Origin of the sequence: Antarctobacter sp. (genome assembly GCF_965277915.1) — a bacterium.
Taxonomy (GTDB): Bacteria; Pseudomonadota; Alphaproteobacteria; order Rhodobacterales; family Rhodobacteraceae; genus Antarctobacter.
The window spans coordinates 4,386,561-4,405,242 of record NZ_OZ255849.1 but is presented as its reverse complement, the minus strand read 5'-3'; the positions used below and the strand labels follow the sequence as shown (position 1 = coordinate 4,405,242).

The following is an 18,682-nucleotide window of genomic DNA, read 5'->3' as shown; positions in this document are numbered from 1 at the left end:
GGGGCAATTGGTAAGAAGATATAACCAAAATCGCCATTGCGCTACAGTGAATCGCGCTGCGGTGGCGCGGCATCTTGCCATTTATCCGGCTACAGGGTCAGGTGCGCGCATGAGTTGGGTCAAGATCATTCATCTTTTGTGCGTCATGGGCTGGATGACCTCCATCTTTGCCGTGCCGCGCGCGATCATCTACTGGAAGCGTGAGCACGCACGCCTTGGCGAAAACGGACCGTTGGGTGATCTGACGTTCCGGCTCTACCGGTTTTCCTTCGGGCTTGGCGTGATCGCCATCATCACCGGCGTCTGGTACGGGCTCTGGCTGGGCTGGCCCGCCTGGTTGCACCTCAAGGCCACGCTGGTCGTGTTGCTGGCGGCGCATTACCTCTGGACCGGGCGGCTGGTGCGGCGGGCACAGCGCGGCGTCTTTACCGAAAGCGACATGTACCTGCGCATCTTCAACGAGATCAGCGTGATCGGCACCATCGCGATCCTCTGGGTCGTCGTGGCCCAACCCTTCTGATGACCTGGGAGACTCTGCGCGCCGGGTTTACCCTGTGGGACGTCGCCGCGCTGACGCTGCTGGCGCTTGCGTGGCAAGGCGCGGGCTGGATCATCGAACATCCGCCCCGGCGTCGGCCCTCGACCTCGGTGATCATGGCGGACTATCGGCGCGCCTGGATGGAGGTCTTTGTCACCCGCGATCCGCGTATCTTCGATTCGCAGATCGTGAGCAATCTGCGGCAAGGCACGGCGTTTTTTGCCTCGGCCAGCATGATCGCGATCGGTGGCGGCTTTGCCCTGATCGGCAATGCCGATCGGCTGCGCGGCGTGGCGCAGGACCTGGCGCCCTCGGTTGATCCGGTGGTGGTGCTGGAAATCAAGGTCATGGCGATGATGCTCTTCGCCGCCACCGCCTTTCTGAAATTCGTCTGGTCACACCGGCTGTTCGGCTATGCCTCCGTGCTGATGGCGGCGGTGCCGAACGAACCGGATCACCCGGCGGCCTACCCCCGCGCCCGCAAGGCGGCCGAGATCAACGTGACCGCCGCGCGCAGCTACAATCGCGGCCTTCGGTCGGTCTATTTCGGGATCGCGGCTTCGGCCTGGCTGGTGGGGGCCTGGCCGCTGATCGTGGCGACGCTCATTGCCCTTGCGGTGATCCTGCGGCGAGAGTTCACCTCGGCGTCGCGCGAGGTCCTGCTGGAAGACACCGACAAGATGGAATGACCTCTCCCTCCGCGCTTCGTGATCCACAGCGCGGCACAAGGCTGCTAGGCTGATCGCATGAAACACGTTGCAGCCTTTCTCCTTTTCACCACCCCCGCTCTGGCCGATCCGCCCCGGATCGAGGCCGTCGAGGCCAGCCAGGGCAATGGCACCTGGCGTTTTTCCGTCACGCTTTTCCACCCGGACACGGGGTGGGACCATTATGCCGATGGCTGGCGTGTGGAACTGCCCGATGGCACCGTTCTTGGCACGCGGGAGTTGTTGCACCCGCATGTGAACGAACAGCCCTTTACCCGATCGCAGTCCGGCATCGTGATCCCCGAGGGCACGTCCCAGGTCATGATCCGGGCAAAATGCTCGGTCGATGGCTGGTCCGCCGAGCCGGTTCCCTATTCGCTGCCGTAGGGCGAGGCTCGCCCCGCCCGTCGCTTTGGCAAGGTCTCAGCTGCGGCCCTCGCGCATCCAGGCCCCGACGATCAGCCCGGCGGCCAGCAGCAGCACCAGCCACTCCGGCGCCAGCGGAGTCTGTCGCACGTCCAGCGTCTCGTAGGCCTCGCGCGGGGTCAGCCCGATCCAGCCGCGCCCGGCGGCGGGCCGCCCGGCGCGGACCTCGCGGATCGATGGCAGCCCCTCTTCCAGGCGCATGACACCGCCGCGCATCTCGTCGATGATCGGCGCCAAGGCCGCGCCAGATGCGATGGTCTGGACAAACTCACGCGGGGCCGAGGGGCCAAGGCCCACCACCGCCGACAGCGCGTTTTCCTCCAGCCGGTAGAGGCCGATCTGGGGGCCGTCGTAGATCGCCTCGTAGCGACCCGGGCTGACCTCTTCCAGCGGCACCTGAACCTCGTCGCCATCGGGCGTGGTCACGATCACGTCGCCGACAAATTCGTTCAGGGTGCGGCGCACGATCCGCATCGTCTGTCCGGCAGGTTCCGCCCAGAGTGCCTCTTCCTCCAGCTCGGGTTCCTTCATCATCCAGTGCGCCAGCCGCCGCAGCAGGTCCAGTTGCGGCCCGCCACCCTCGTAGCCCCGGCTCCACAGCCAGGCCTGGTCCGAGGCCAGCAGCGCCACGCGCCCCTCTCCTACGCGGTCCAGCACCAGCAAGGGACGGTCGTCGACGCCGGACATGACCACGTCGCCCTTGATCGGCTGCACCTCGATCTGGCGCAGCCAGCGGCCCCAGTCATCCGCGCCCGAAAGGCCCGATGTCACCGGGTGGCGCTGGCCCAGGTCGGTCACGGCTGGCTTGTACCCCTGGTCGACCACCCGCGCCGTCGGTTCCGCAGGCAGGATGTCCGCCAGCGGCGAGCGGTAGATCGAATCCGCCGAGGCGAAATCCGGCCCGGCGGCGACCAGCACGGCGCCGCCCTTCTCGACATAGTTGCGCACGTTGTCGAGGTAGATCGCCGGCAGGATGCCGCGCCGCTTGTAGCGGTCGAAGATGATCAGATCGAAATCGTCGATCTTGTCGAGAAACAACTCGCGCGTCGGAAAGGCGATCAGCGACAATTCGTTGACCGGCACGCCATCCTGCTTTTCCGGCGGGCGCAGGATGGTGAAATGCACCAGGTCGACCGAGGAATCCGATTTCAGCAGGTTGCGCCAGGTGCGTCCGCCCGCGTGCGGCTCTCCCGAGACCAGCAGAACGCGCAGCCGGTCGCGCACGCCGTTGATCTGGATCAGTGCCTTGTTGTTGCGATCCGTCAGTTCTCCATCCGCCTCGGGCACTGTGAACTCGATCACGTTCAGTCCGCCGTGGGGCAGGGTGATCGGAAGGGTCAGGTCCTCGTCGATGGGGACGGTGAAACGCTCGGCCTCGTCGCCATCGACAGAGATCAGGATATCGGTCCGGGTATCGCCGGGGGCGGCGCCGTTGTCCTCGATCCGCAGGGTCAGTTCGACCTCCTCGCCGAGGATGGCAAAGGACGGGGCGTTGCGCACGATCAGGCGGCGGTCCCAGTCATCCTCCTTGCCGGTCATCAGCAGGTGCATCGGCGCGGGAAGGTCCGGCGCGCGTTCGAGGTCATGCAATCGCCCGTCCGACAGCAGCAGGATACCGGCGATGCGCCCGCGCGGTTCCTCGGCCAGGGCATTGGACAGGGCCGTCATCAACAGCGTGCCGGCGTCGCCTTCTCCGTCCGGGACGGGAATGCGGCGCACCTCGGTGTTGGGACGCGCGTCAAGCTGTGCCTCCAGCCGTGCGGCGGCCTCGGTGGTGATGTCGGCGCGTTCGGCCAGTTGCTGCGAGGCGGTCTCGTCCACCAGCATCAGCACGATGTCCGAGAGCGGTGCGCGGTCCTCGACCTGGTACGACGGCTGCGCCAGCGCGCCCACCAGCACCACGCCCGCCAGAAAGCGCAGGGCCCAGCCCGACAGCCCGCGCCACAGCGCCAGGCCCGTGCCCAGCAGCGCCAGCGCCGCCAGTACGGCAATCGCCGCCCAGGGCAGCAGCGGGTCGAATACGATCTGTCCGTTCATGTCTGCTCTCGCTTATTGGCCCAGGCGGTCCAGCAGGGCGGGGACATGGACCTGGTCGGATTTGTAGTTGCCCGTCAGGACGTGCATCACGAGGTTCACGCCGAACCGATAGGCGATCTCGCGCTGGCGTTCCCCGGCAAAGCCGCTGCCGATGGGCACCAGGGGATTGCCGTTGCCGTCCATCGCCCAGGCGGCGGCCCAGTCGTTGCCGCCGATGACCACCGGTGTCACGTTGTCGTTGAGATCGCGAAAGGGCATGCCCTCGATCAGTTCCGCATCCGGCGGTGCGGCCTCGACCCAGACCTCGCGGCCCGCATGACGACCGGGAAAGGCGTTCAGCAGGTAGAAAGTGCGGGTCAGGACGTGGTCCTCGGGGACGGGCTCCAGCGGGGGAATGTCCAGCGGCGCGGCCAGTTGTTGCAGCTTGCGGCCCTCTGGCGTCGCGCTGCCAAAACCCGAGATATCGGCATCCCGCGTGTCGAACACGATCATGCCGCCCGTGCGCAGGTAGGTGTTCAGCTTGGCATAGGCCTCACGCGATGGCGTCGGCTGGCCGGCGGTTATCGGCCAGTACAGCATCGGGTAAAAGGCCAGTTCGTCGGATTCCAGATCGACGCCGACCGGCGGGTTCGGTTCGACCGAGGTGCGAAAGAACAACGTGTCGGACAGGCCCTGCAGCCCGGCCTTTGACAGGTCGTCCACCGTGCTGTCGCCGGTGATCACATAGGCCAGCACCACCTCGCTTGCGGCGGCGATGGCGGCGCGATCTTCCGGCGTCTGGGCCTGCCCGTGCTGCGGTGCCAGCATCAGTGCGCCCAGAACCACCCCGGCGGACACCGCGCCGCGCAGCCGCCCCGAAAGCGCCAGGGAAGCGATCACATCCGCCAGCAACAGCGCGATGGCCGCGGCCAGCAGCCAGCCTGCCAGCGGTTTTTCCTGCGGCTGAAGGATGCCCTCGACCGGGATACGTTCGGGCCAGACCATCGGGGTCATGTCCATGTCGGCGGTGACGACGTTGCGCGCCAGGCTGCGGTCCTCGCCCTGGTAGACGCCGGGACGCAGCTCCGGCCCCAGCGGCGCGGTGACAAGATCGGGGCCGTCGACACCGGGCAGGGTGCTGGCCTCGCGCGGGCGGCCAAAGGCATCCAGAACGCGGATCGGCTGCCAGACGGTGCCCTCCATGTCCTCGATCTCTGGCTGGGCGGCGGCAGAGGAGACCGCCAGCCGTTCCAGCATCTGAACGAACAGACCCGACAGCGGCAGGCTGGACCATTCCGCATTTGCGGTGACATGGAACAGCACAACCTGCCCCTGGCCCACGGATTTGCGCGTCACCAACGGCGTGCCGTCCGACAGTTGCGCGACCACGCGCGTCGCCAGCGTCGGGTCGGGCTGGGCCATGACCTGGCTGTTCACGGTCACGTCGTCGGGGATGTCCAACCCGAAGAACGGGCTTTCGTCCGGGAAGGGCGCCAGCGCCTTGGGCTCGCCCCAGCTCATGGCGCCGCCCACTGTCCGGCCCCCGGCGCGAAGGCGCACGGGCATCAGGGGGTCCTCGAGGTCGCGGCTGATGTCGGAGGCCGCCAGCTTTGGCCCGGCAAAGCGCAGCAGCATCCCGCCCTTGTCCAGCCACTCCAGCACGGCCTCTTCCTCGGCGGGCGACAGGGTGGCGACGTCGGCCAGTATGATGACGTCCGGGTTGGCGGGCAGGATGTCCAGCAAGGCGCCGTCCAGCAGGTCGGCGGTCGGCTCCAACGCCTTTTCAAGGTAGTGCAGCGGCGACAGCAGCTCCAGCCCTTCGCGGTCGGTCGCGCCGGCGATCAGGGCGACCTCGCGGCGGCGCAGGCTGTCGTCCGGCAGGGTGACGGCCCCGGCACTACGCGCGCCCTCGATTTCGAACCGTTCGATGCGGGCGCGCAACTCGGCGGGCAGGGCGATCTCGGTGATCGATTCCATCATCCCGGCCTCGAAGGTCAGCGTGTTGCGGGTCAGCACGGCGGGATTGCCCGCCGGGTCCTTGCCATGCCCGGCCAAGGTCACCTCGGCCTCCGGGCCTTCGCGCAGGCGGCGCGCGGTGATCAGCAGGTTGCCCTCGGACACCTGCGCGGGCTCCAGCGCATAGAGCGTGCGCGGCGCTTCGAAGACGGTCACGCGGCCCCGGGATTCCAGCGCCGTCAGCAGGTCCTCGCGCCCCTCGCGGGCGAGGGCATCCGACATCCAGTAGGTGTCGAACCCATCCTCGGGCAGCAGTTCGATGGCGCGGGCGATGTTGTCAGCGCTGGGTTGCCAGGGTTCCGGCAGGATGCCCGACAGCCGCGTGCGCAGCACGTCGGCGCTGAGGAACTGGACCTGTTCGGGATCGGTCAGCCGCATCACGGCCACGGGCCGCGTATTGCGCCCGGCCTCGGCCAGCAAGCCATCCAGCGCGATCATCCGCCCGCGCCAGTCGGCGGCAGAGGCCCAGCTGGCGTCCATCACCACCAGCAGCGGCCCGTCGCCGGCTGCCTCGGTGTCGTTGTCGGGGTTCAGCACCGGCCCGGAGAGGCCCACGATCACCGCGGCCACCGCCAGCATCCGCAGCAGCAAGAGCCACCAGGGCGTGCGGTCGGTCACCTGTTCCTCGTCCTTGAGGCCCAGCAGCAGGACAACGCCCGGGAACAACCGCCGGATCGGTGCCGGCGGCACCGCCCGGAGAATGATCCAGAGGATGGGCAGGGCAAGCAGGCCCAGCAAGAGCCAGGGTGTCGTGAAACCGATCAGGCCGAAAAGCGTCATCCGTGGCTCCCGTCCAGCGCGCGGTATACCCATAGCAGGGCGGATTGCGCGGTCTGGTCCGTGTGATGGGTCAAGTGCTGCCAGCCCGTCAGCCGACAGATCGCGTCCAGCCGCGCCTTGCGCTCGGCCAGCCGCTGCAAATAGGTCTCGCGCAGGTCACCGGCCTTGAGCGTTTCATGCCGCATGGTCTGGTTCACGCTTTCGAAAATCGTGCGCCCGTCAAAGGGAAAGGCCTCCTCGGACGGGTCCAGAACCTGCAAAAGCACGCCCCGAACGCCGCGGTCGGCGGCCTTGGTCAGGGCTGCTTCGACCGGTTCGACGTCGCTCAGGAAATCCGACACGAACAGCGCCTTTGCGTTCGGCAGCATGCCGCGTGCCTCGGGTTCGGCGTAGTCGTCCTCGCCGTCCTCGGAAAACATCTCGGCCAGTCGCAGGGTCTGCATGTCGCCCCGGCGCGGCGGCAGGCGCCAGCCGGTCAGGCCGACACGTTCGCCGCCGCGGATCAGCAGGATCGAGGTGGCCAGTGCCACCAGCCGCGCGCGGTCGGCCTTGGTCGGCAGGTTCTTGTGGCTGGAAAAGCGCATCGAGGCGCCGGGATCGACCCAGACCTGCACGCTTTGCGCGATCTGCCATTCGCGTTCGCGCACGAATTGTTCGTCCCCGCGCGCCGACCGGCGCCAGTCGATGGAACGATAGCTGTCGCCGGGCTGCAGCGTGCGGTATTGCCAGAAATCATCGCCAAGCCCGGCGCGCCGCCTGCCGTGGTCGCCCAGAAGGACGGTGCCGGCAAGGTGTTCGGCGCGGGCCAGCAGGGCCGGGAAACGCCCGGCCTCTTCCTGGGCGCGGGTGCGCAGATGGGCAACGGTGGCTGTCACGCCGCGGCCTCGGTCCGGCGCAGCCCCTCGGCGACCTCGTCGATCAGTGCGCCCAGATCCTCACCCCGCGCGCGGGCCGAGAAGCTCAGCGCCATGCGGTGCACCAGAACCGGCTTGGCCATGTCCAGGACATCCTCGGGCGACGGCGCAAGGCGGCCCTGCAACAGGGCACGGGCCCGAACGGTCAGCATCAGCGCCTGCGCGGCGCGCGGGCCGGGGCCCCAGGCGACGATATCCTTGACGCGCTCCGGCGAGGACGGATCAGAGGGGCGGAACGCCCGCACGAGGTCGAGGATCATCTCGACCACCGCATCGCCCACCGGCATCCGGCGCAGCAGCGTCTGTGCGGCGATCAGTTCCGCGGCGGTGAACACCTGGTGCGACTGTGCCTCTTCGGTGCCGGTGGTGGCCAGCAGGATGTCCTTTTCCGTGCCGCGATCCGGGTAGGCCACGTCGATCTGGACAAGGAAACGGTCAAGCTGCGCCTCGGGCAGCGGATAGGTGCCTTCCTGTTCGATCGGGTTCTGCGTGGCGAGAACATGGAACGGCGCCTCCAGCGCGCGGGTCTGCCCGGCCACCGTGACCTGCTTTTCCTGCATCGCCTGCAACAGGGCCGACTGCGTCCGGGGGGAGGCGCGGTTGATCTCGTCCGCCATCAGCAACTGGCAGAAGATCGGGCCTTCGATGAACTTGAACGTGCGCTCGCCATTCGCGCCGGTTTCCAGCACCTCGGAGCCGAGGATGTCGGCGGGCATCAGGTCCGGCGTGAACTGCACCCGGTTGCCGTTCAGCCCCATGACCGTCGACAGGGTTTCCACCAGCCGCGTCTTGCCAAGGCCCGGCAGGCCGATCAGCAGCGCGTGCCCCCCGCACAGGAGCGACGACAGCGTCAGGTCCACGACCCGTTCCTGTCCGATGAAGCGCGCGGTGATCGACTTCTTGGCCTCGGCCAGCTTGTCCTCGAGCGCCTCGATCTCGGCGACCAGATCCTCGGCCGCGTCTGCGTGATCGGACATGTCATCTCTCCATTGCATACTATCTCTTTGCGCAAGTATGTATCGACTGGGAAGGGAATGGCAAAAACTATGAGCGGACAAAATCTCGTGACCCCGTCTGCCGACGGCCTTGCCGCCTCGGCCAGAGAGGCCCGCAAAGGCAAGGGCCTGCCGCCCGTGCACAAGTGGAATCCGCCCTTCTGCGGCGATCTCGACATGCGTATCGCGCGTGACGGGACGTGGTTCTACCTCGGCACACCCATCGGCAGATTCGAGCTGGTGCGCCTGTTTTCCTCGATTCTGCGCAAGGACGGGGATGATTATTTTCTGGTCACTCCGGTCGAGAAAGTGGGGATCACCGTCGATGACGCGCCCTTCGTGGCCGTCGATTTCGAGGCGGAGGGCGAGGGCGAGTCGCAGGTGCTGACCTTCGAGACCCATGTGGGCGATTTCGCCGCGGCGGGTCCGGAGCACCCGATCCGGGTGGAACGCGATCCCGAGACGGGCGAGCCGTCGCCCTACGTCCTGATCCGGGCCAACCTCGAAGCGCTGATAGACCGCAAGAGCTTTTACCGGCTGGTGGATCGGGGCGCACATCACGATGGCTGGTTCGGGGTCTGGTCGTCCGGGCGGTTCTTCCCGATCATTCCCTCGGGCGAACTGGGCTGACACCGCGCCCCTGCGGCGTCTTTCGGCAGGACAGCAGGCGGGCAGCGTGGTAGAGGCTGCCGCGAACCCCTGGATATCCCCCGGAAACGGAACACAGACGCCATGACCGACAGCAAACGCATCGTTCTTTCCAGCGACCACGCCGCCATCGACCTGCGCCAGGCCATCGCCCGGCACATCGAGGCGAAGGGCTGGGAGGCGGTGGACATCGGCCCGACATCGCCCGAAAGCACCCATTACCCCGAACATGGTGCCGCCGCGGCGTGCAAGGTGGCCTCGGGCGATTGCGCCCTCGGCATCATCCTCTGCGGGACCGGGCAGGGCATCATGATGGCGGCAAACAAGGTGCCGGGCATCCGCTGCGGGGTCTGCGCCGATCCGTTTTCCGCCCGCATGATCCGTGCGCACAACGACGCGCAGATCCTGTCGCTGGGCGCCCGCGTCGTGGGGGAGGGGCTGGCGCTGGAAATCGTGGATGCCTTCCTGGAAACCGAATTCGAAGGCGGCCGCCACGGCACCCGGGTCGACATGATCAAGGCATTGGAAGCCTGAGCCCAAGCGCCGGGCCGGGCGGTCAGTCGCCCAGTTTGGCGTGCACCTCGTCCAGGTCGATTTCACCCACGGGCAGCTTGTTGCCCGGGTTGTCGAAATCGTATTTGAACAGGTCGAAATCCCGGCCATAGATTTCCTTGACCAGGTGCATCGACAGATCGTCGAAGTAATCCTCGACCGGATGCGTGCGTTTCGGCCCGTGGCCCTCGGATTCGTTGAACCGGGGAATGGCGGTCAGGTCGATCGGGTGGGGCGTCTGGATGTGGTCCAGCACGTCCTGCATCCCCTCGTTGAACTTTTCCGTCCAGATGATGCTGTCATAGCGCCCGCCGTTCACGATGAAGGTGCCGACATGGCCTGAGATGGCCGACCAGTGGATGTCCGGCTCCATCGGGCGGCGCCAGCGGATTGTGTCGCGCGCAAACAGCAGGAAACGTCGGAAACTGCGCACCTGGTCGAATTGGAACCCGTTTTCAGGATCGCCCACCTCGACCCCGTATTTCTGCATGAGCAGCGGGACCATGTTGCCGCGATAGCGTTTGCCATTGCGCTGGATGCCGCAGATCTTGTCGAAAAAGCTGGACAGGACGCGGCTATAGGGGTTCCGCACGCAGGTGAAGGCGTAGGCGCTGCGCGTTTTCACGTTGGCGCTGATGATCGGCTGACTGTGGTCCTGCGCCCATTTGTGCAGGCCCTGCCTGGCGTCGTGGATGTCACCGTCGAAAAAAGCGCCGTGGTCCGAATAGTAGAGGATCTGCCCGATCGTCGAGCAGGCGCATTTGGGCACGACGCGATACAAGACGCTTTCGCTCTCGGTCATCCATGTGCCGGGAAACCCCATCCGTCTTGCCTCCTTGCCGCCTGCCGTGGCGCATCCCGGCGGAAAATCCGCGCAAAGCAGGTTTATTCAACAGAAATTCACCTCTATCAACATAAACAATCGGGCGAAATTGGGGCGATTGGTTCTCTGGATGGCGAAAATTGCCTTCATCCTTTTGTGTCACAAGGATCCTGACGCCATCATCAAGCAGGCGCAGAGCCTGACGGCCGTGGGCGACTACATTTCGATCCATTTCGACGCCCGCGCCGGGGCCGAGGCGTTTGCCCGCATCAAGTCGGCGCTCAAGGGCAATCCCAACGTGACCTTTGCGCGACGGATCAGGTGCGGCTGGGGGGAATGGAGCCTTGTGCGCGCCACGCTGAACGCGGTCGAGGCGGCCGTGGGCGCCTTTCCGCGTGCGACGCATTTCTACATGGTCTCGGGCGATTGCATGGCGATCAAGTCCGCCGAATATGCCCATGCCTTTCTGGACCGGCGCGAATGCGACTACATCGAGAGCTTCGATTTCTTTCGGTCGGACTGGATCAAGACCGGCTGGAAGGAAGAGCGCCTGATCTACCGCCACTGGTTCAACGAACGCACCCAGAAGCGCCTGTTCTACGCGATGTTCGAGGTGCAGAAACGGCTGCGCCTGACGCGAAAGATCCCGGACGATATCGAGGTCATGATCGGCAGCCAGTGGTGGTGCCTGCGCCGTCGCACGATCGAATGGATCCTGGATTTCGTGAAGACGCGCCGCGACGTGGTGCACTTTTTCGCAAGCACTTGGATCCCGGATGAAACCTTCTTTCAGACCCTCGTGCGCCATCTCGTGCCCGAGCAAGAGATCGAAAGCCGCACGCTGACCTTCCTGCTGTTCACCGACTACGGGATGCCGGTGAATTTCTACAACGATCACTACGACCTGTTGATGAGCCAGGATTACCTGTTCGCACGCAAGATCAGCCCCGAGGCAACCGAGTTGCGCCGCCGGCTGGGCGTGCTCTATGCCGCCGAAACGGCGCGGTTCCAGATCTCGAACGAGGGTCCGTCGCTGTACCGTTTCCTGACCGAACGCGGCCGGACGGGGCGCCGCTTCGCGCCACGCTTCTGGGAGACCGAAAGCAGCCTGGGGCGCGAACGCGAATTGCTGATCGTGATCTGCAAGAAATGGCACGTCGCCAAGCGGCTGACCGACCGTATCCGCCAGATGACGAACATTCCCTGCATCGAGTACCTGTTCAACGAAGACAACTGCCCCCTGCCGGACCTCGGCGGCATCCAGTCCACCATGGCCAAGCGGCATCGCCACCGCCGGGCCCTGATGCGTATGCTGTACGACTACTACGAGAGCGACCGGCTGGTGATCTGCATGGATCCGGCCAACCTCGATCTGCTGGAGGATTTCGGCCGCGACCGGGCGCAGACGCGGATGCTGGAGATCGAGTGTCACTTTTCGGACGCCGACCTGGCCGGTCATGCCATGCGTTCGGGGCTTGCCGGTGAGCGGACCCCGCCGGAAGCATTGGCGCGTTTGCTGCCCACCGTCCGCAATGATCTGCTGCACGAAAGCGACCGCATCCGGGACGCCAAGTTCGACAACCACCTGCGCCTGCGCGAAACAGACCCGCGCGAGGCCCATGCCCGGGCGGTGGCCGGCTTTCTTTCGGTGCCGGCAAGTGTCGCGCAGGAGATCGTGGCACTGGATCGGTTTTTCGCGGATTGAGCCACCGCGGCCCAAGAAAGCGGTGGCGTTCTCTGCTGCAGGAGCTATGCCAAGAGCAAGATCCGTCCCGGCGGCCGGGGCAGGGCTTCCACCCGACACTACAGCAGCAGGACGCGCGGCATGGCCTATACCTACGACCCGAAAAACATCTTCGCCAAGATCCTGACCGGCGAGATCCCCAACAAGACGGTGCTGGAGACAGAGCACACGCTGGCTTTTCGCGACATCTATCCGCAGGCGCCGGTGCATGTGTTGGTGATCCCCAAGGGCGCCTACGTTTGCTACGACCATTTCGTGCAAGAGGCGACGGATGCCGAGATCCTGGATTTCAACCGGGTGATCGGCGAGGTTTGCCGGATGGAAGGTCTGGAGGCCGGAGGCTACCGGCTGATTTCCAACGCGGGCAGAGACGGCGTGCAGGAAGTGCCGCATCTGCACGTTCATATCCTGGCGGGGCGTCCGCTGGGCCGGATGCTGGCAAAGTCGTAATCCAAAGGCGCGCCTTTCGGCGCACAGGACGTCTTGCCCGTCGGTCTCCGGCCTGCGGGCTCGGGGTGTGTGGGGAGCCGCCGCCTCTGGCAAATGGCTGGCAGACGGATGACGCATGCCAGGAGTATTTTCCGGAGAGAAGAAGCAGCGGGGTTTCTTCTCTCTGAAAATACTCAAAAATGATCCGGCGCGTTCAGGCCGCCGTGCTGCCGGTGAGGGCGAGGAAGACATCCTCGAGGTCCGGCTCCTCGGTCCTCAGCTCGCGGATGCGGATCCCGGCGGATTGGACCGCGGCCAGCACCTCTTCGGCGCGGGTCTGGGTCGACCGATAGGTGAGGGCGAGACTGCCGTCGGAGCGGGTCTCGGCTTCGATGCCTTCGGCCTGCGGCAGTTTCTCCGGCGTTTCTTCGGGCTGGATCACCATGGTGCGGGCGTCGAGCCGCCCCAGCAGGTTCGAGGTGCTGTCCTGCGCCACCAGCTGTCCGTGGTTGATGATGGCGATCTCGTCGCACATCTCCTCGGCCTCTTCGAGGTAGTGGGTTGTCAGGATGATGGTCATGCCGCGTTCGCGGTTGAGCTTGCGGACGTTGGTCCAGAGCATCTGGCGCAGCTCGATGTCGACGCCCGCCGTGGGTTCGTCCAGCACCAGCACCTGCGGTGAATGCACCAGCGCCTTGGCCAGCAGGAGGCGACGCCGCATGCCGCCCGACAAGGTGCGGGCATAGGCCTCTGCCTTGTCGCTGAGACCGACCATCTCCAGGATCTCATCGGTCCGGCGCTGCGATTTCGGCACGCCGTAGAGCCCCGCCTGCACCGCCAGCGCGCCGCGCGGGGTAAAGAACGGATCGAGGTTGAGTTCCTGCGGCATGACGCCGATGGCGGCGCGGCTTTGTCGTGGGTTGCGGTCCTGGTCCCAGCCCCAGATCTGCACCTGGCCGGCGGTCTTGATGACCAGCCCGGCCAGAATGTTGATCAGCGTCGATTTTCCTGCGCCGTTCGGTCCCAGCAGGCCGAAAACCGAGCCCGCAGGCACGTTCAGGTCGACGCCTTTCAGCGCCTGTTTGCCGCCTGCATAGGTCTTGGTCAGGCCCTCGATGCGGATTGCGGCGTCATTCTGCCCCTTGTCCAACGGCTTGCTCCCCTTCTCCGCTTTGGTCATAAGGCAAATAGGCCAGAGCATCGCGAAAGGGAACCAGATGACGACCCAAGCGCCCGAGACCAAGATTGTCGAGAGCTATCGCATCGCCTGTGACGGCGGTGAAGGGGCCCTGGGCCATCCCCGGGTCTGGTTGCAGATCCCGCTTGAGACCGGTTTTGTCGAGTGTCCCTACTGCGACGCGAAATACGTCCACAAGGATTTCGAGGGCAAGGCCTGAGCGCCAGTGTGACGCGCGTCACAGGATCTGTGCGCGGGTGGTGATTGGGGCGGCGCGCCGCGCGCCTTATGTAGTGGCAAACCGATGAGGAGTTTGCCATGACTTTCCGACCTGTCACCTCTCAATCCGCCGCGCAGCCCACGATGGAGGGAGCCGGCGTGCACCTGCACCGCGTCTTCGGCTTTGGCGATACAAGCGAAAGCGATCCCTTCCTGTTGCTCGACGATTTCCGCAACGAGGATCCGGCGCATTACCTGAAAGGCTTTCCCTGGCACCCGCACCGGGGGATCGAGACCATCACCTATGTGCTGGAAGGCGAGGTGACGCACGGCGATTCCCTGGGCAACGAGGGGGTGCTGGGCGCGGGTTCCGTGCAATGGATGACCGCAGGGTCGGGCATCCTGCACCAGGAAATGCCGCGCGGGAACGCCAAGGGGCAGATGCACGGCTTTCAGCTATGGGCGAATCTGCCCTCCTCGCTGAAGATGACGGCGCCGCGCTACCAGGACATCCAGGGCGCGGATATCCCCGAGATCATCGACGATGACGGCACCCGGGTGAAGGTTGTCACGGGCTCTTTCTGGGGCAAGCGCGGGCCGGTCGACGGAATCGCCGCCGATCCGCTGTACCTCGATGTATCGGTGCCGCCGAACGTGACCAAGGTGCTGCCCATCGACACGCGGGCGAATGCCTTTGCCTATGTCTTTGCCGGGGCCGGACGTTTTGCCGAGGCCGCGGATCCGATCGGCGTGCGCGTCGAGAAGGAGTTCGGCGGGCAAGAGGTCAACATCCGCGACATGTCGGGCAACCGCACGCTGGTGCGCTTTGGCAACGGCGACGAGGTCAAGGTGAGCGCGGGACCGGAGGGGGTGCGCTTTCTGCTGGTCGCGGGCAAGCCTATTCAGGAGCCGGTGGCCTGGCACGGGCCCATCGTGATGAACACCCAAGGCGAGTTGCGCAAGGCCATGCAGGACCTGCACAACGGCACCTTCATCAAGCCCGCGCATTGATCCGGGGCGAGGGGCGTGTATCGCGCCCCTCACCGTCGGTCACGAAGCGCTTACCCTTTCGTGCCAAGGTATTTGCATTCGATCGTGGTGCGGATACCCTGACCTCATGATGGCGAAACGGGACATTTCCAACGCCCTGCCTGACCGGGTAGAGCGGGACTACAGCCCGGCGGAGCGGGCCAGTGACATGGCCGTGCACATGGTTGCGCTGGTGCTTGCGCTGGCGGCGGTGCCGGTTCTGATCACGCTGACCGCGGTCTGGCGCGGGGACGCGGCGGGGATCGTCGGTGTTTCGATCTACGGCGGCACGCTGATCGTGATGCTGACCGCCTCTCTGCTGTACAACCATGTCGGGCGCCCGCACCTGACGGATCTGTTCCGGCGGCTCGACATGTCGGCCATCCACCTGAAAATCGCTGGCACCTATACGCCTTTCGCGCTGTTGTCCGGCACCGGGTCCGGCCTGCTCGCCGCGGTCTGGAGCGCGGCGGCCGGGGCGGCGGCCGTGACGTTGTTCAAACGCCGTCTGCCCGCCGGGCTGGCGGTGCTGATGTGCCTCGGCACTGGCTGGGCGGTGGTGATCGGCGGCTGGGACCTGCTGGCGGCGCTGCCGCTGTCGGTCTGCGTACTGATGGTGGTGGGTGGCGTGCTCTATTCCATCGGGACGCCTTTCCTGATGGCCTCGCGCCTGCGGTTTCACAACACGATCTGGCACGGCATGGTGGTCGCGGCCTCCATCGTCTTTTTCGTGGCCGTCTTCCTGGCTGCCGCCGTGCCGCATCCTGTGGTGGCGGTGCGCTAGGGCTGAAATCCGCTGCTGGCACCCCGCCGCGGTTCGTGGCACATCATGCGTGACATGACCTGAGCGGGAGACGACACATGGCCAGCACTTTCGGCAAGGGATGCCACCTGCATCTGATCGACGGTTCGGCCTATATCTTTCGGGCCTTCCACGCCCTGCCGCCCCTGACCCGCAAAAGCGACGGCCTGCCGATCGGTGCGGTCAGCGGGTTCTGCAACATGCTGCACCGCTACGTCGAAGGGAACACGGGCCCCGATGCGCCGACCCATGTTGCGGTGGTGTTCGACAAGGGCAGCCACACCTTCCGCAATGACCTGTACGATCAGTACAAGGCAAACCGCGACGAGATGCCAGAGGATCTGCGCCCGCAGATTCCGCTGACCCGCCGGGCCACCGAGGCCTTCAACATCGCCTGCAAGGAGATCGAGGGATTCGAGGCCGACGACATCATGGCCACGCTGGCCTGCCGCGCGCGGGAGGCCGGCGGGCGGGTCACGATCCTGTCGTCGGACAAGGACCTGATGCAGCTTGTCGGCGACGGCGTCGAAATGCTGGACCCGATGAAGAACAAGCTCATCGACCGCGAAGGCGTGATGGAAAAATTCGGCGTTCCGCCGGAACGGGTGGTCGACGTGCAGGCGCTGGCGGGCGATTCCGTGGACAATGTGCCCGGGGCACCGGGCATCGGAATCAAGACGGCGGCCCTGCTGATCAACGAATATGGCAGCCTCGAAGACCTGCTCGACCGGGCCGAGGAGATCAAGCAGCCCAAGCGCCGCCAGACCCTGATCGAGAAACGCGACCAGATCGAGCTGTCCAAGAAACTGGTCCAGCTGGACGAGGGCATGGACCTGCCGTTCACGCTGGACGATCTCGAGGTGCGCGACCCGGAACCCGAGGTGCTGCTGGGCTTTCTCAAGGAGATGGAGTTCCGCACCCTGACCAAGCGTATCGCCGACGGTTTGGGGGTCGAGGCGCCGGTGATCCCAGACACCACGCCAGAGGGGGCCAACCCCAGGGACGAAGACCCCGACTGGCCTGCCATCGACCCCGAACGGTATGAAACCGTGGCCGATATGGAGGCGCTGCAAAAATGGATCGACCGCGCGAACGAGCGCGGCACCGTGGCCTTCGACACGGAAACCACGGGCCTGAACGAGATGACCTGCGACCTTGTCGGCATCTCGCTTTGCGTCGACCCCGGCCATGCCTGCTACATCCCGCTGACCCATCGCGGCGAAAGCGGCGAGGGTCTGTTCGAGTCGAAGGACCTGACAGAGGGGCAGATCCCGCTGGAGCAGGCCCTTGAGGCGCTGAAGCCGCTGCTGGAGGACCCGGCGGTGATGAAGATCGGCCAGAACATGAAATACGACGCCAAGGTCATGGCGCGCTACGGTGTGCAGATCGCGCCGATCGACGACACCATGTTGATGTCCTACGCGATGAACGCGGGGCTGCACGGGCACGGGATGGATGCGCTGGCGGAACGCTACCTGTCGCACACCCCGATCCCGATCAAGGAGATCATCGGCAGCGGCAAGAGCCAGATCACCTTCGACCAGGTGCCGATCGACAAGGCCACGCGCTATGCCGCCGAGGACGCGGACATCACCCTGCGGCTGGCAAAGGTCTTCAAGCCGCAGTTGCACCGCGCCAGGGTCACGCGCGTCTACGAGGGGCTGGAACGCCCGATGGTGCCTGTGCTGGCCCAGATGGAGATGACCGGTATCAAGGTCGACCGCGAGGTGCTGCGCAACATGTCCAGCGCCTTTGCCCAGAAGATGGCGCAGCTGGAAGAGGAAATTCACGAGCTGGCCGGCGAGAAGTTCAACGTCGGCAGCCCTGCGCAACTTGGTGAGATCCTCTTCGACAAGATGGGGCTCGAGGGCGGCAAGCGCGGCAAGACCGGCAAGTATTCCACCGGGGCCGACATCCTCGAAGACCTGGCGACGGAACACGAATTGCCCCGCCGCGTGCTGGACTGGCGGCAGGTCAGCAAGCTGAAATCGACCTACACCGACGCCCTGCAGGAACACATCAACGCCGATACGGGGCGGGTGCACACGTCCTATTCCATCGCGGGCGCGAACACCGGGCGGCTGGCCTCGAACGATCCCAACCTGCAGAACATCCCGGTGAGGTCAGAGGAAGGGCGCCGCATACGCACCGCGTTCATCGCGCCCGAAGGGCAGGTTCTGGTCAGCCTCGACTATTCCCAGATCGAACTGCGCATCCTTGCCCACATGGCCGGGATCGACGCGTTGAAACAGGCGTTCCGCGAAGGGCAGGACATCCACGCCATGACGGCGTCGGAAATGTTCAACGTGCCGCTGGACGAGATGACGCCGGACATTCGCCGTCAGGCCAAGGCGATCAACTTTGGCGTGATCTACGGAATTTCCGGCTTTGGTCTCGCGCGGAACCTGCGCATCCCGCGGGGTGAGGCGCAAGGGTTCATCGACCGCTATTTCGAACGCTTCCCCGGCATCCGCAAGTACATGGACGCGACGGTGGAATTCGCCAAGGAACACAAACGGGTGGAAACCCTGTTCGGCCGCCAGATCCACACGCCAGAGATCGCCGCCAAGGGGCCGCGTGCGGGCTTTGCCAAGCGCGCGGCGATCAACGCACCGATCCAGGGCACGGCGGCGGATATCATCCGGCGCGCGATGATCCGGATGCCGGATGCCATCAAGGGTCTGCCCGCCAAGATGCTGCTACAGGTGCACGACGAACTGCTGTTCGAGGTCGAAAAAGACGCGGTCGATGACCTGATCGGTGTGGCCAAGGAGGTCATGGAAGGTGCCTGCGACCCGGTTGTGAAGCTGGACGTGCCGCTGGTGGTGGATGCCGGGCAGGGCGACAACTGGGCCGACGCGCACTGA

At 65.5% G+C, this 18,682-nt stretch carries 17 protein-coding genes; 11 read left to right on the top strand and 6 right to left on the bottom strand.

Going from position 1 to position 18,682, the window contains the following annotated elements:
* Window positions 1-109 precede the first annotated feature (109 nt).
* Genes ACQY5B_RS22505 through ACQY5B_RS22495 form a run of 3 tightly spaced genes read left to right on the top strand, consistent with a single transcriptional unit; the run spans window position 110 to window position 1,632 of the window.
* Window positions 110-520, top strand: coding sequence for a CopD family protein (locus tag ACQY5B_RS22505; RefSeq protein ID WP_305967863.1), 411 nt, complete (start codon window positions 110-112; stop codon window positions 518-520).
* A complete protein-coding gene (locus ACQY5B_RS22500; protein WP_420327285.1) occupies window positions 520-1,227 on the top strand; it encodes a DUF599 domain-containing protein in 708 nt (235 codons plus the stop codon). The genes ACQY5B_RS22505 and ACQY5B_RS22500 overlap by 1 nt, the downstream gene beginning before the upstream one ends.
* A gap of 57 nt (window positions 1,228-1,284) precedes the next feature.
* Window positions 1,285-1,632 (top strand): hypothetical protein, encoded by a 348-nt coding sequence (locus ACQY5B_RS22495; protein WP_420327287.1) that lies wholly within the window; start codon window positions 1,285-1,287, stop codon window positions 1,630-1,632.
* A gap of 36 nt (window positions 1,633-1,668) precedes the next feature.
* On the opposite strand, the gene ACQY5B_RS22490 is transcribed toward ACQY5B_RS22495, so the two are convergent.
* Genes ACQY5B_RS22490 through ACQY5B_RS22475 form a run of 4 tightly spaced genes read right to left on the bottom strand, consistent with a single transcriptional unit; the run spans window position 1,669 to window position 8,374 of the window.
* Entirely contained in the window at window positions 1,669-3,708 is a 2,040-nt protein-coding gene (locus ACQY5B_RS22490; protein WP_420327288.1) for a glutamine amidotransferase, read from the bottom strand.
* A gap of 12 nt (window positions 3,709-3,720) precedes the next feature.
* Window positions 3,721-6,483, bottom strand: coding sequence for a DUF4159 domain-containing protein (locus tag ACQY5B_RS22485; RefSeq protein WP_420327289.1), 2,763 nt, complete (start codon window positions 6,481-6,483; stop codon window positions 3,721-3,723).
* Entirely contained in the window at window positions 6,480-7,358 is an 879-nt protein-coding gene (locus ACQY5B_RS22480; RefSeq protein WP_305967868.1) for a DUF58 domain-containing protein, read from the bottom strand. The genes ACQY5B_RS22485 and ACQY5B_RS22480 overlap by 4 nt, the downstream gene beginning before the upstream one ends.
* Complete coding sequence (locus ACQY5B_RS22475; protein WP_420327290.1) at window positions 7,355-8,374, bottom strand: AAA family ATPase; 1,020 nt, start codon at window positions 8,372-8,374, stop codon at window positions 7,355-7,357. The genes ACQY5B_RS22480 and ACQY5B_RS22475 overlap by 4 nt, the downstream gene beginning before the upstream one ends.
* 69 nt (window positions 8,375-8,443) lie before the next feature.
* Here ACQY5B_RS22475 and ACQY5B_RS22470 point away from each other — a divergent pair, with 69 nt between their 5' ends.
* Together ACQY5B_RS22470 and rpiB are read left to right on the top strand one after the other, a co-directional pair.
* Window positions 8,444-9,022: a DUF1285 domain-containing protein gene (locus ACQY5B_RS22470; protein WP_420327291.1), complete on the top strand. Its 579-nt coding sequence runs from the start codon at window positions 8,444-8,446 to the stop codon at window positions 9,020-9,022.
* Between the two features lie 102 nt (window positions 9,023-9,124).
* Window positions 9,125-9,574, top strand: coding sequence for a ribose 5-phosphate isomerase B (gene rpiB / locus ACQY5B_RS22465; protein WP_420327292.1), 450 nt, complete (start codon window positions 9,125-9,127; stop codon window positions 9,572-9,574).
* 22 nt (window positions 9,575-9,596) lie between these two features.
* Here the strand turns inward: rpiB and ACQY5B_RS22460 are convergent, their stop codons facing one another.
* A complete protein-coding gene (locus tag ACQY5B_RS22460) occupies window positions 9,597-10,415 on the bottom strand; it encodes a sulfotransferase family protein (protein ID WP_420327294.1) in 819 nt (272 codons plus the stop codon).
* A gap of 130 nt (window positions 10,416-10,545) precedes the next feature.
* On the opposite strand from ACQY5B_RS22460, the gene ACQY5B_RS22455 reads away from it, so the two are divergent.
* Together ACQY5B_RS22455 and ACQY5B_RS22450 are read left to right on the top strand one after the other, a co-directional pair.
* Window positions 10,546-12,120 carry a DUF5928 domain-containing protein gene (locus tag ACQY5B_RS22455; protein ID WP_420327296.1) on the top strand — a complete coding sequence of 525 codons (1,575 nt, stop codon included), beginning with the start codon at window positions 10,546-10,548 and terminating at the stop codon, window positions 12,118-12,120.
* A 120-nt stretch (window positions 12,121-12,240) separates the two neighbouring features.
* On the top strand, window positions 12,241-12,609 hold the full coding sequence (locus ACQY5B_RS22450; protein ID WP_420327297.1) for a histidine triad nucleotide-binding protein: 369 nt from the start codon (window positions 12,241-12,243) through the stop codon (window positions 12,607-12,609).
* Window positions 12,610-12,802: 193 nt separating this feature from the next.
* Here the strand turns inward: ACQY5B_RS22450 and ACQY5B_RS22445 are convergent, their stop codons facing one another.
* Entirely contained in the window at window positions 12,803-13,768 is a 966-nt protein-coding gene (locus ACQY5B_RS22445) for an ABC transporter ATP-binding protein (protein ID WP_420327298.1), read from the bottom strand.
* A gap of 37 nt (window positions 13,769-13,805) precedes the next feature.
* Between ACQY5B_RS22445 and ACQY5B_RS22440 the strand changes: the two genes are divergently transcribed.
* From ACQY5B_RS22440 to polA, 4 genes are all read left to right on the top strand, one after another.
* Window positions 13,806-13,985, top strand: coding sequence for a zinc-finger domain-containing protein (locus ACQY5B_RS22440; RefSeq protein WP_219510978.1), 180 nt, complete (start codon window positions 13,806-13,808; stop codon window positions 13,983-13,985).
* Between the two features lie 98 nt (window positions 13,986-14,083).
* Window positions 14,084-14,995 carry a pirin family protein gene (locus ACQY5B_RS22435; RefSeq protein WP_305967876.1) on the top strand — a complete coding sequence of 304 codons (912 nt, stop codon included), beginning with the start codon at window positions 14,084-14,086 and terminating at the stop codon, window positions 14,993-14,995.
* Between the two features lie 106 nt (window positions 14,996-15,101).
* Window positions 15,102-15,797, top strand: a complete 696-nt coding sequence (gene trhA, locus ACQY5B_RS22430) for a PAQR family membrane homeostasis protein TrhA (protein WP_305967877.1) — start codon at window positions 15,102-15,104, stop codon at window positions 15,795-15,797.
* Between the two features lie 77 nt (window positions 15,798-15,874).
* Window positions 15,875-18,682, top strand: a complete 2,808-nt coding sequence (polA, locus tag ACQY5B_RS22425; RefSeq protein ID WP_420327300.1) for a DNA polymerase I — start codon at window positions 15,875-15,877, stop codon at window positions 18,680-18,682.